Annotated in this window: 13 protein-coding genes; 8 read left to right on the plus strand and 5 right to left on the minus strand. The window is 73.7% G+C overall.

The window, feature by feature from the left end:
- Genes AB0M11_RS12145 through AB0M11_RS12155 form a run of 3 tightly spaced genes read left to right on the plus strand, consistent with a single transcriptional unit; the run spans position 1 to position 3,042 of the window.
- The gene (locus AB0M11_RS12145) at positions 1 to 816 is read left to right on the plus strand and encodes an alpha/beta hydrolase (protein ID WP_365704148.1); all 816 of its coding nucleotides are present in this window, start codon (positions 1 to 3) and stop codon (positions 814 to 816) included.
- On the plus strand, positions 813 to 2,003 hold the full coding sequence (locus tag AB0M11_RS12150; protein WP_365704150.1) for a glycosyltransferase: 1,191 nt from the start codon (positions 813 to 815) through the stop codon (positions 2,001 to 2,003). Before AB0M11_RS12145 ends, AB0M11_RS12150 begins: the two co-directional genes overlap by 4 nt.
- Positions 1,987 to 3,042: a class I SAM-dependent methyltransferase gene (locus AB0M11_RS12155; RefSeq protein WP_365704152.1), complete on the plus strand. Its 1,056-nt coding sequence runs from the start codon at positions 1,987 to 1,989 to the stop codon at positions 3,040 to 3,042. The genes AB0M11_RS12150 and AB0M11_RS12155 overlap by 17 nt, the downstream gene beginning before the upstream one ends.
- Before the next feature lie 9 nt (positions 3,043 to 3,051).
- Here the strand turns inward: AB0M11_RS12155 and AB0M11_RS12160 are convergent, their stop codons facing one another.
- A complete protein-coding gene (locus tag AB0M11_RS12160) occupies positions 3,052 to 4,044 on the minus strand; it encodes a lysylphosphatidylglycerol synthase transmembrane domain-containing protein (protein ID WP_365704154.1) in 993 nt (330 codons plus the stop codon).
- A gap of 198 nt (positions 4,045 to 4,242) precedes the next feature.
- On the opposite strand from AB0M11_RS12160, the gene AB0M11_RS12165 reads away from it, so the two are divergent.
- Positions 4,243 to 4,887, plus strand: coding sequence for a DedA family protein (locus AB0M11_RS12165; protein ID WP_365704156.1), 645 nt, complete (start codon positions 4,243 to 4,245; stop codon positions 4,885 to 4,887).
- A gap of 89 nt (positions 4,888 to 4,976) precedes the next feature.
- Here the strand turns inward: AB0M11_RS12165 and AB0M11_RS12170 are convergent, their stop codons facing one another.
- Positions 4,977 to 5,504: a gamma carbonic anhydrase family protein gene (locus AB0M11_RS12170; RefSeq protein ID WP_365704158.1), complete on the minus strand. Its 528-nt coding sequence runs from the start codon at positions 5,502 to 5,504 to the stop codon at positions 4,977 to 4,979.
- A 110-nt stretch (positions 5,505 to 5,614) separates the two neighbouring features.
- Between AB0M11_RS12170 and AB0M11_RS12175 the strand changes: the two genes are divergently transcribed.
- Positions 5,615 to 6,379: an acyltransferase gene (locus AB0M11_RS12175; protein WP_365704160.1), complete on the plus strand. Its 765-nt coding sequence runs from the start codon at positions 5,615 to 5,617 to the stop codon at positions 6,377 to 6,379.
- Between the two features lie 44 nt (positions 6,380 to 6,423).
- Here AB0M11_RS12175 and AB0M11_RS12180 read toward each other — a convergent pair whose 3' ends face one another.
- On the minus strand, positions 6,424 to 7,281 hold the full coding sequence (locus tag AB0M11_RS12180; RefSeq protein WP_365704162.1) for an EamA family transporter: 858 nt from the start codon (positions 7,279 to 7,281) through the stop codon (positions 6,424 to 6,426).
- A gap of 104 nt (positions 7,282 to 7,385) precedes the next feature.
- On the opposite strand from AB0M11_RS12180, the gene AB0M11_RS12185 reads away from it, so the two are divergent.
- Positions 7,386 to 7,958 (plus strand): XRE family transcriptional regulator, encoded by a 573-nt coding sequence (locus tag AB0M11_RS12185; protein ID WP_365704164.1) that lies wholly within the window; start codon positions 7,386 to 7,388, stop codon positions 7,956 to 7,958.
- A 66-nt stretch (positions 7,959 to 8,024) separates the two neighbouring features.
- Here AB0M11_RS12185 and AB0M11_RS12190 read toward each other — a convergent pair whose 3' ends face one another.
- Complete coding sequence (locus AB0M11_RS12190) at positions 8,025 to 9,011, minus strand: cation diffusion facilitator family transporter (RefSeq protein WP_365704182.1); 987 nt, start codon at positions 9,009 to 9,011, stop codon at positions 8,025 to 8,027.
- A gap of 516 nt (positions 9,012 to 9,527) precedes the next feature.
- On the opposite strand from AB0M11_RS12190, the gene AB0M11_RS12195 reads away from it, so the two are divergent.
- Complete coding sequence (locus AB0M11_RS12195; protein WP_365704166.1) at positions 9,528 to 9,893, plus strand: metalloregulator ArsR/SmtB family transcription factor; 366 nt, start codon at positions 9,528 to 9,530, stop codon at positions 9,891 to 9,893.
- A 44-nt stretch (positions 9,894 to 9,937) separates the two neighbouring features.
- Positions 9,938 to 10,108: a hypothetical protein gene (locus AB0M11_RS12200; RefSeq protein ID WP_365704168.1), complete on the plus strand. Its 171-nt coding sequence runs from the start codon at positions 9,938 to 9,940 to the stop codon at positions 10,106 to 10,108.
- 3 nt (positions 10,109 to 10,111) lie between these two features.
- On the opposite strand, the gene AB0M11_RS12205 is transcribed toward AB0M11_RS12200, so the two are convergent.
- Positions 10,112 to 11,332 carry a 4-hydroxybenzoate 3-monooxygenase gene (locus AB0M11_RS12205; protein WP_365704170.1) on the minus strand — a complete coding sequence of 407 codons (1,221 nt, stop codon included), beginning with the start codon at positions 11,330 to 11,332 and terminating at the stop codon, positions 10,112 to 10,114.
- Between the last annotated feature and the right edge of the window lie 201 nt (positions 11,333 to 11,533).

The following is an 11,533-nucleotide window of genomic DNA, read 5'->3' on the forward strand; positions in this document are numbered from 1 at the left end:
ATGGCGATCGTCGACACCGGGGACATCCGGCTGCACGTACAGCGCATGGGCCCGGCGGAGGGCCGCACCCCCCTCGCCACCGTGGTCCTCGTCCACGGGCTGCTCACCGACAGCCTGGCCAGCTACTACTTCACCGTGGCACCCGCGTTCGCCGCCTCCGGCCTCGACGTGGTCATGTACGACCTGCGCGGCCACGGCCGCAGCGCCCGCCCCACCGGCGGATACACCCTCGACCACAACATCGACGACCTGGAGGCCCTGCTCGACCGGCTGGAGATCACCGGCCCGGTCCACCTGGTCGGCAACTCCTACGGCGGCACCATCGCCTTCGGCTACGCGGCCCGCCATCCGGAGCGCGCCGCCAGCCTGACCCTGATCGAGTCCGAACCGGCGACCGCCGCCTGGGCCGCGAAGCTCGGCGGCATCCTGCACCGGGTGGTCACCGAACTCGCCCACAACGAGCCGGACGCGATCGCCTGGATCACCGCGAACCGCAGCCACAACACCGCCCGGCTGGCCCGGGGCGCGGCCCGGCTCGCGCGCGAGACCAGCCTCGGCCGGGACATCCCCGCCAGCCGGGTCCTGACGGAGGACCAGATCAGCGCCGTACGCTGCCCGGTGCTCGGCGTGTACGGCGGCGACTCCGACCTGGTCGGGGTGGTCCCCTTGAAGGAGGCGCTGCTGGCGGACTACCGGTCGGTGGTGCTGCCCGGACACGAGCACTCCGTGCTGGTCGAGGCGGCCGGCACCGTCGGCGGACACATCCTGGAGCTGATCCACTCGGTCAGCGGAGCGCGGGCGGCCGGGGTCCGGTGAGCGGCTTCCTGTTCGTCGTACCGCCCCTGGTCGGGCACATCAACCCGGCCGTCGGCGTCGCGGCCGAACTCGCCGCGCGGGGGCACCGGGTGGCCTGGGTCTGCGCGGACGCCGGTCTGGTGCGCCGGCTCGCGGGGCCGCAGGCACGGGTGTTCCCGTGCGCGGGAGCGGCCCAGGGGGAGCGGCCCGCGGACCTGCGCGGCGCGGAGGCGCTGAAGTTCCTCTGGGAGTGGTTCCTGGTGCCGCTCGCGGACGCCATGGCGCCCGGTGTGCGAGCGGCCGTCGACGAGTTCCGCCCCGATGTGGTGGTCGCGGACCAACAGGCCTTCGCCGGGGCCCTGGTGGCCGAGCGGCTCGGCCTGCCCTGGGCGACCTCCGCCACCACCTCGGCCGAGTTCGGTGCCGCCTACGACGGCATCCCCAAGGTCGCCGAGTGGCTCCGGGACCGACTCACGGAACTCCGGGAACGCATCAGCGACCCGGCGGCCACCGCCGACCCGCGCTTCTCGCCGCACCTCACCCTGGCCTTCACCACACCCGAACTGGCGGGCCCCACCGACCGGCCGGCCGTCCGTTACGTCGGCCCGTCGATCTCCGAGCGACCGGTCACCGACGGGTTCCCCTGGGAGTGGCTGGACCCCAGCCGGGAGCGGGTCCTCGTCTCCCTGGGCACCGCCAACGCGGACGTGGGCGGGCGGTTCCTGGCCGAGTGCGTGGCCGCCGTACGCGAACGGGCCGACCGGGTCCAGGCGCTGGTCGCCGACCCGGGGGGCACCCTGCCCCCCGCGGCCGATGACAAGGACATCCTGATCATGCCGTCGCTGCCCCAACTCCCGCTCCTGGAAAGGGTCGACGCGGTCGTCTGCCACGCCGGGCACAACACCGTCTGCGAGGCCCTGTGGCACGGCGTCCCGCTGGTCGTCGCCCCCATCCGCGACGACCAGCCGGTGATCGCCGGGCAGGTGGTCGACGCGGGGGCGGGCCTCCGGGTCCGGTTCGGCCGGGTCACCGCCCTGCGGCTGGGCGAGGCCCTCGACACCGTCCTGTACGAGCCCGGCCCGCGCACCGCGGCGGCCAGGATCCGCACCGCGTTCCGCGCGGCGGGCGGAGCGCCGGCCGCCGCCACCCACCTGGAAGCCCTCGCCGCCGACCCGCACGCAAGGAGAGCCGATGAGCAAGCAGAGTGAGATCGAGGCGCTGCGCTCCGCCTACCGGCGGGACCTGGCCGAGGGCACCGACCGCTTCTTCGAACCCCGGCGCACCACCTGCCCCTGGTGCGGCTCCGGCCGGCTGACCACCCGGCTGCGCACCACCGACCTGCTCCAGCACAAGCCCGGCGCGTTCGTCCTCGACCGCTGCGCGGAGTGCGGCCACACCTTCCAGAACCCGCGCCTGAACGACGCCGGCCTGGAGTTCTACTACCGCGACTTCTACGACGGCCTGGGCGAGCAGAAGATGAGCGGCACCTTCGGCGGCCGTACCAAGATGTATCAGGGCCGCGCCCGGTCCCTGGTCCCGCACGACGCGACCCCCAAGAACTGGCTCGACGTCGGCACCGGCCACGGCCACTTCTGCGAGGCCGCCCGCGAGGTGCTGCCCGGCACCGCCTTCGACGGCCTCGACTTCACCGACGGCGTCGAACTCGCCGCGCGCGAGGGCCGGGTGGAGCACGCCTACCGCGGCGCCTTCCCGGACCTGGCCCCCGAACTCGCCGCCCGCTACGACGTCGTCAGCATGTTCCACTACCTGGAGCACAGCACCGACCCCGACCGTGAACTGCGCGCCGCCCACGAGGCGGTACGCCCCGGCGGCCACCTCCTCATCGAGGTCCCCGACCCCGAGAGCCGCTACGCCCGCCTCCTCGGCCGCTGGTGGCTGCCCTGGCTCCAGCCGCAGCACCTGCACTTCATCCCGGTCGCCAACCTGCGCGCACGGCTCACCGGCCTGGGCTTCACGGTCGTCGCCGAAGAACATGCCGAGGCCCACGACCCCGTCGACCTGCTGGCCGCCGTCTGGCTCGCCCTGGACCACACCGCGCCGCGGGAGGACGCCCCCTGGCTGCCGACCCCGCCCGGAGCCCTGCGCAAGACGCTCCGCGCCGCCGTGCTCATCGCGGGCATCCCGGCCCTGGTCACCGGCACCCTCCTGGACCGCTTCGCCGTACGGCCGCTCTCCGGCAGGCTCCGCGTCTCCAACGCCTACCGGATCGTGGCCCGACGTGACTGACGCCCCGCCTCAGAGCACCTTCGCGCGAATCATCGCCGAGAGCACCAGGGCGCCCGGCAGCAGCGGCAGCCAGTCGGTCAGGACGCGGTAGCCGATCACGGTCGCGGTGGCCACCGCGACCGGGGAACCGAACGCGACCAGCGTGATCACCAGCGCCGCGTCCACCGCCACCCCGCCGGGGACCGGAACGGCGCCCCCCGCCGTGCCCGCCGCCAGGTACGCGAAGATCACGGTGCCCCACGGCAGCCCCAACCCCAGCGCCTCCCCGGTGCAGGCCAGCACGCTCGCCTGCACCAGCGGCATGGCGGTGGCCCCGCCCCACAGGGCCAGCACGCGGGACGGACGGGCGTGAACCGTCCGGGCGTCGGTGAGCGCCGAGCGCACCAACCCGGTGACCGGCCGCCGCAGCGGTCGTACGACGACCGTCGCCACGGCCACCAGGGTGAGCACCGCGGCGACCGGGATCAGCACCACCCCGTCCGGGACCAGCTCGCCCAGCCGCCGCCAGGCGGACGAGGAGAGCAGGAACACGATCAGCACCACCGTCTTCGCGCCCGACCTGGCCACCGAGTACAGCGCGATCGAGGAGGTGGCCCGCTCCAGGGGGACGCCCCGGGTGCGCAGGAAACGCACGGTGACGGCGTGCGCGCCGAGTCCCGCGGGCAGCGCGTGGTTGGCGGCCCCGGCGGCGAACTGCGAGGCCAGCAGCAACCCCGGCGGCAGCCGGTCGGACACGGCGCCCTGCCGCATGCAGGAGGCCACCACCCAGGTCAGGCAGGTGCAGGCGCCGCCGGCCAGCAGCCACCCCGGTTCGGCGCGGGCGAGCCGGGTGACGCCCTCGGACAGCAGCGACCGGTTGGTCAGCCCCCAGACCGCGGCGATGAGCAGAGGGGACAGACAGAGGGCGAGCCGGAGCGGCCGGCCCGTCGTCGAGGTGGGCGCCGGCAGCGGACACACGGGCGCGTCGGGGTGGGACGCCGACAGCGAGGAGAGTGAGGACACGGGGACGTTGTCCTTCCACGGCGGGCCCGCGGTGGGGAGCCGCGGGCGAGCAGACGCCGGGGAGCCTTCCCGCCCCGTATGACACCCGGATGTCCGAGAACCGAAGGCGGGAGGGCGGGCCGGTGCCGCGGGCGATGCGCTGCCCGGCCGACCCGGTAGCCTTCCTGGGAGGAGCACGCGACAGGGGAGGTTCCGGCGGTGCACGTCCAGGAATGGCTCGACTCAGTACCGGCGGTCGCCGTCTACGCCGTGGTGGCCCTGGTCATCGGGGTGGAGAGCCTGGGCATCCCGCTGCCGGGCGAGATCGTCCTGGTCTCCGCGGCGCTGCTCTCCTCCCAGCACTCGGGCGTCAACCCGTTCGTCCTCGGAGCCTGCGCGACCGCGGGCGCGGTGATCGGCGACTCCATCGGGTACGCGATCGGCCGCAAGGGCGGCCGCCCGCTGCTGGCCTGGCTGGGGAAGAGGTTCCCGAGACACTTCAGCGAGGGCCACGTCGCCACCGCCGAGCGTTCCTTCGAGAAGTGGGGCATGTGGGCGGTCTTCGTCGGCCGCTTCATCGCCCTCCTGCGCATCTTCGCGGGCCCCCTGGCCGGCGTCCTGCACATGCCGTACTGGAAGTTCCTGACCGCCAACCTCCTGGGCGGCATCTTCTGGGCGGGCGGCACCACGGCAGTCGTCTACTACGTCGGCATCGTCGCGGAGGACTGGCTGAAGCGCTTCTCGTACGTGGGCCTGGCGGCGGCGGTCCTCTTCGGCCTCGCCTCCATGCTGATCGTCCGCCGCAGGGCGAAGAGGGTCCAGCTCACGGAGAAGGAACCCGAACCGGTGAGCGCCGGGGAGTAGGCCGACTCAGGGGCGCGGGGGCTGTACCAATGTGCGGCTCCGCCGCGTGGGCGCGACAAGCCCCCACGCGCCCGCACCCGCCGAACCCCCTACTCATGCACCCCCCTATGCGTCTTGGCCAGCTCCGCATAGAAGGTCCCGTTCAGGGTCACCCCCTCCCGCTCTTCACGGCTGAGCTCGCGCCGCACCTTCGCCGGCACCCCCGCCACCAACGACCCAGGCGGCACCACCATCCCCTGCGGCACCAGAGCCTGCGCCGCGACCAGCGACCCCGCCCCGATCACCGCGCCGTTCAGCACGGTCGCCCCCATGCCGATCAGGCAGTCGTCCTCCACGGTCGCCCCGTGCACCACCGCGTTGTGCCCGATGGAGACCCGCTCCCCGACCCGCACCGGAAACCCCGGGTCCGCGTGCAAGGTCACGTTGTCCTGGACGTTCGCCCGCGCCCCCACCGTGATCTTCTCGGCGTCCCCCCGGATCACCGCGCCGTACCAGACACTCGCCCCGGCCTCCAGCGTCACGTCACCGATCACCGAAGCCGTCGGCGCCACGAACACGTCCGCCTCGATCCGCGGCTCACGCCCCCCGATCCCCACGATCAGCGCCTTGTGCGTCATCACCGTCTCCCATCGTCATCGACGTCCTCGGCAACCTAGCCCACCGCCTGGGGCGAAGATCACAGCAGCCCACCCTCTGCAAGCCGGTGCCCGCTGAGTACCGTGACCCCGTGCCGAAGCCCAAGAACACGTTCTCGTCCTGGCGCCGCCGCCTCGCCCAACGCGCAGTGCACGCGGCCTGGGCCTGGGTGCAGCGGACGGGGTCCGTCACGGCCGACCGCCCCTGCCGCTTCCGTTTCGGCGCCCTCGGCGAAGCCACCCGCCTCGCCTTCCCGCTCGGCACGGTCTTCGGCGAACCGTGGATCCATCTCGGCTCGCACTGCATCGTCGGCGAACAGGTCACCCTCACCGCCGGCCTGATGCCCGACCTCGACCTCGGCCCCGACCCGATCCTGCGCATCGGCGACGGCGTGGTCCTCGGCCGCGGCAGTCACGTCATCGCGGACACGACGGTCACCATCGGCAGCGACTGCTACTTCGGCCCGTACGTCTACGTCACCTCCACCAACCACTCCTACGACGACCCGCACGAGCCCATCGGCAGGCAGTGGCCCCGCATGGAGCCCGTGGAGATCGGTCCTGGCTGCTGGATAGGCACCGGAGCGGTGATCCTGCCGGGCGCGCGGATCGGCCGGAACGTGGTGGTGGCCGCCGGCGCGGTGGTCCGGGGCACGGTGCCCGACCACGCCGTGGTGGCCGGGGCACCCGCCCGGGTCGTCCGCCGCTGGACGCCCGAGACCGGCTGGCAGCCTCCGCTGCGCACGCCCCCGCCAGTGCCGATCCCGGAGGGCACCACGCCGGAGCAGCTGCGCGCGCTGGCCGAGCTCGACGAGGAGGACGTGGCGCGGCTCGCCGCGCTGGAGACCGAGAGCTGACCGGCATACAGCCGAGCGGTCGCCCCCGCGCGTCGGCCTCCGGCTCAGCCGGTGGCCAGCAGCAGCGTCCCCGCCAGCGCCAGCCCGGCGCCCGCCGCCTGGACCGCGCGCAGCCGTTCACGGAGGAAGCCGCGGGCCGCGAGAGCCGTCACCACCGGGTAGAGCGAGGCGAGCACGGCGGCCACGGTGACCGGACCGTGCTGGGCGGCGATCGAGTACGTGCCGTTGGCCGCGACGTCGGCAAGACCGACGAAGCCCAGCGCCGGGAGCGTGGTCCAGGCCAGGCCGCCCTCCGGCAGCGCGGGCGTGCCCCGGCGCACGGCCGGCCACAGGGCGGCGCCGCCCGTCACGACGCTGGTCAGCCGCTGTACGAACAGGGCCAGGAAGAGGCCGGTGACGGTGGTGGACGCCTCGGCGATCAGCGCGAACACCGTGCCGAAGCCGGCCGCCGAGACCAGGGTGAGCAGGATCGTCCGGCGCTGCACGGGCGCGCCGCGCAGCTGCGGGCCGCCGGCCAGGACGACGCCGGTGACGGCGACCACGATGCCCGCGACCTGCAGCGGCCCCGGCCGCTCGCCGAGGAGGAGCCCGACCCCGACCGGGACGGCGACGCTCAGCGTGGCCAGCGGGGAGACGACCCCCATCGGGCCGAGGGCGAGGGCCTTGTAGAAGCAGATCAGCGCGACCGGTCCGGCCAGCCCCGCCGCACACGCGAACCACAGCCGCGGCCCGGCCTCGCTCCAGCCGCCCGTGGCGACCACGATCGCGCCCAGGACCACCGCCGCCAGGCCCTGCGACACGACGACCACTGTGAGCGCCGGGGCGCGTCGCGTGAGCAGTCCGCCGCCGAAGTCGGCCAGTCCCCACAGCAGACTGGTGGTCAGGGCGAAAAATGCTGTCACGGCCCGCCTCGCAGTACAGTTCGGTGAACGATCAGGTACACCCCACCGTAGTTCACTCTGTTGAGCTACACCATTCAAAATACTGGCCCCACGATGGACGGAACGTGTCGGACCTCGACCTGCTGACCCAGTCCCTGGCCCGCAACGTCAAGCACTGGCGGGCGGTGCGCGGCTTCACCCTGGACGTGCTCGCGGCGCGGGCGGGGGTCAGCCGCGGCATGCTGATCCAGATCGAGCAGGCCCGCACCAACCCGAGCATCGGCACGGTCGTCAAGATCGGTGACGCGCTCGGCGTCAGCGTCACCACCCTGCTCGACTACGAGCAGGGCCCGAAGGTCCAGATCGTCCCCGCCGACAAGGCCGTACGGCTGTGGCACACCGAGGCCGGCAGCTTCAACCGGCTCCTCGCCGGCACCGAGGCGCCCGGCCCGCTGGAGATGTGGGACTGGCACCTGATGCCGGGGGAGAGCAGCACCTCGGAGCCTCACCCCGCCGGCACGGTGGAGATCGTCCATGTCACCGCCGGTGAGCTGACCCTCACCGTCGACGGTACCGAGTACCGCGTGCCGACCGGTGCCAGCGCCTCATTCGAGGCGAACACGGCCCACGTGTACGGCAACACGGGGAACGTGCCGATGGAGATGGTGATGACGGTCTCCGTGCCGCCCGTGCCCTGAGCCCGGGGCTCCGAGCCGTACGCCACTGGACCGGCATCGTGCCCGCCGACCCGTCCGGCTCGGCGTCTAGGACGGTGCCTGGGCGTGGTGCGCCAGCGCCAGGTGCGGGTCCGCCTGGCCCGGGGCCGGCGCGGGATCCGCGTGCACCAGGGCCGCCGTCAGCCGCGGCACGGCGTGCAGCAGCGCGTGTTCCGCCGCGACGGCGATCCCGTGGGCCTGCCGCACGGTCGACTCGCCGTCGACCACGACCGCCACCTCGGCCCGCAACCGGTGCCCGATCCACCGCAGCCGTAGTTCACCCACCGCCCGCACCCCCGGCACCTCGCGCAGCGCGCGCTCCGCCCGGTCCGTCAGTTCCGGGTCCACGGCGTCCATCACCCGCCGGAACACCTCGCGCGCCGCGTCCCGCAGCACCAGCGCGATCGCGGCCGTGATCGCCAAGCCGACCAGCGGGTCGGCGAGCCGCCAGCCGAGCGCCGAGCCGCCTGCGCCCAGCAGGACGGCCAGCGAGGTGAATCCGTCGGTACGGGCGTGCAGCCCGTCGGCGACCAGCGCGGCCGAGCCGATCTCCCGGCCCACCCGGATCCGGTACCGGGCCACCCACTCGTTCCCGGCGAACCCGGCCAGCGCGGCCACCGCGACCGCAGGGAGATGCGAGACGGGGCGCGGATCCAGCAGCCGGTCGACCGCGGTCCAGGCGGCGAAGACCGCCGACGCGGTGATGGTCAGCACGATCGCGATCCCGGCGAGGTCCTCGGCCCGCCCGTAGCCGTAGGTGAAGCGGCGGTTCGCCGCGCGACGCCCCAGCACGAAGGCGATGCCCAGCGGTACGGCGGTCAGCGCGTCCGCCGCGTTGTGCACCGTGTCCCCGAGGAGGGCGACGGAACCGGACAGGGCGACCACGACCGCCTGCGCGAGCGCTGTCGCGCCGAGCGCGGCCAGCGAGACCCAGAGTGCCCGCATCCCCCGCGCCGAGGACTCCAGCGCGGGGTCGAGCTTGTCGGCCGTCTCGTGGGAGTGGGGCGTCAGGAGATGCCAGAGGCGGTGCCGCAGGCCCGGGGACGAGGGGTGTTTGTGCCCGGACGGGTGGTCGTGTGCGTGGTGGTGGGCGTCGCCGTGGTGGTGGTCGTGGTCGTGGTGGTGTCCGTGGTCATGGTGGTGCCTGTGGTCATGGTGGTGCCCGTGCGTCGGCCCTTGCCCGTGCGCCTGCCCGGGGGCGGGATCGATACCGGGGCCGTGCTCCCGCTCAGGGCCGGGGCCGTGCTCCCCACCGGGGCCGTGGCTGTGCTCGTGCTCAGAGCCGTGGTCGTGGCCGTGGTCGTGGCTGTGCCCGGGGCCGGCGGTCCGGCCGCCGTTCCGGTCGGGAGAGGAGGAGTGCCCCTGCGCCTGACGGTCGTCCGCGGATGCGTGCTCCTGCGCTTGACGGTCGTCCGCGGATGCGTGCTCCTGCGCCTGACGGTCGTCCGCGGATGCGTGTTCGTGGTGGTGCCGGTCGCTCATGCGGCTCCCCTCTCCGGTGCGCGGGGCGTGGACGTGGACATCCGACGCCCACGACGCCATTATGTGCGTATGAGCGCACGCATGCACCTATCACCTGCGCATCATGCGCATCCGCGCACCCCGGGCGAGGAGCAGTTCGCGCTCGCGGCCGAAGTCCTCGCCCTGCTCGGCGACCGCACCCGGCTGACCCTGCTGCACGCCCTGACGTCGGGGGAGGCCGACGTCAGCACGCTCACCGAGGTGTGCGGCGCCGCGCGGCCGGCCGTGAGCCAGCACCTGGCCCGGCTGCGGCTCGCGGGGCTGGTGGGCACGCGCAAGGAAGGGCGCCGGGTGGTGTACTCGCTGCGCCACGGTCATCTGCGGCGCCTGGTCGACGAGGCGCTGAAGGTGGCCGACCACCGGCTGTCCGAGACCACCGCCCCAGCAGACGGCTGAGCTTTTCGAGGAGGAGGACGAGCACCTCCCCGTGGACGCCCGCGGTGATCCTGCTCGCGCAGGGCTCGGCCGCCGCCACCGCCCTGACGGCAGCGGGGGTCACGCCCCTGGCCGGCCTCCACCCGGCCATGGGCCTCGCGGTCCTCCTGCTCGCCCTGGCCGGTACGGCGCTCTTCGCCATCCCGGCCGCGGACCCGGCACCCGGGCCGACGTGACGGTCAGAAAGCGGGGGCCGAACCGAGGTACTGCTCGGCGAAGGCCGTGGCCGCCGCCCGGGAGGTGAACAGCCTGCGCAGCCGGGCCAGGCTGGTGCCCGCGAGGAACGGATCGCCGGACGCGGTGCCGTGGTAGATGCCCGAGAGGAACTGCGAGAACTCCTGGTAGTCCCAGACCCGGCGCAGGCAGGCGTGGGAGTAGCCCGCCAGGCCCTCGTCGTCGTCCTTCGCGACGTGCGCGGCGATCGCGTCGCCCAGCAGGAAGGCGTCGTGCAGGGCGAGGTTCATGCCCTTCGCGGCGATCGGCGCGGTCAGGTGCCCGGCGTCACCGGCCAGGAAGAGGCGGCCGTACACCATGGGTTCGACCACGTAGTCGTGCATGTCCAGCACCCGCTTCTCGATCAGCCGCCCCTCGGCGAGCTGCGGCGCGCCGGCCGCGCGGAGCCGCTCTCGCAGCTCGTCCCAGACCCGGTCGTGCGGCCAGTTCTCCGGATCGTCGCCCGGCGGGCACTGCAGGTAGTAGCGGGTGACCTCGGGGCTGCGCGCCATGTGTCCGGCGAAACCGTTCGGATGGACGCCGAACACCACGCAGTCCGAGGACGGCGGCGCCTCGGCGAGCAGGGCGAGCCACGCCGTGCCGTAGTCATGCCGGGAGACCCGCACCCGCCCGGCCGGTATCGCGTCCCGGGTCACCCCGCGCGCCCCGTCGCAGCCCGCGACGAACTCGCAGCGCAGCACATGGCGCCGACCGGTCTCCGGGTCGAGGTACGACACGGCGGCCCGGTCCGTCTCCAGGTCGTGCAGCACGACCTCCCGCACCCCGAACCTGATGTCCCCGCCGCGCACGTCGGCGTACTCCCGCACCAGGTCCGTCACCAGCAACGGCTGCGGGTAGACGTAGTGGTGCTGTGCCGTCAGTTCGTGGTAGTCGAACCGGAACCGCTCGCCCGCGAACCGGAACTCGCACTCGGTGTGCAGCTGTGCCCGGGCCGCCAGGTTCTCACCCAGACCGCGCTGCCTCAGCTCGCGCACCGCCCATTCCTCGATGACCCCGGCCCGTGGTCTGCTCTCGACGAACTGTCTGCTCTCGGTCTCCAGGACCACACAGTCGACGTCGGCGGCCCGCAGGACGTTCGCAACAGCCAGCCCGGCGGGCCCGGCACCCACGACGACGACCGTCCGGCGTTCTTCGGGCGCGGAGTTGGAGTGGGGGGGATGAGTCACCCTCGCATTATGACCGTGTCCAGACAGCCGAGGCCCGCCGCCTGCAGCCCGGAGCCCTGCACGTCGAGTTGTTAGGTTCGCTGAGGGGATGCGCGCCGGAGCGGACCGTGCGGGCGCGGATCGTCTGCTGGCTGCTGCTCGACGGGCCGCCGGCGCTGGCCGGCCGGGTGTCCTCGCGGACGCCGGAGAGCTTCAGCGAGG

This window comes from Streptomyces sp. NPDC051987 (assembly GCF_040680735.1).
Classification (GTDB): Bacteria; Actinomycetota; Actinomycetes; order Streptomycetales; family Streptomycetaceae; genus Streptomyces.

Excerpts from the sequence above, each read along its gene's own strand:
- AB0M11_RS12145 (WP_365704148.1), top strand. The coding sequence starts at position 1 with ATGGCGATCGTCGACACCGGGGACATCCGGCTGCACGTACAGCGCATG.
- AB0M11_RS12155 (WP_365704152.1), top strand. The coding sequence starts at position 1,987 with ATGAGCAAGCAGAGTGAGATCGAGGCGCTGCGCTCCGCCTACCGGCGG.
- AB0M11_RS12170 (WP_365704158.1), bottom strand. The coding sequence starts at position 5,504 with ATGACGCACAAGGCGCTGATCGTGGGGATCGGGGGGCGTGAGCCGCGG.
- AB0M11_RS12195 (WP_365704166.1), top strand. The coding sequence starts at position 9,528 with ATGAGCGCACGCATGCACCTATCACCTGCGCATCATGCGCATCCGCGC.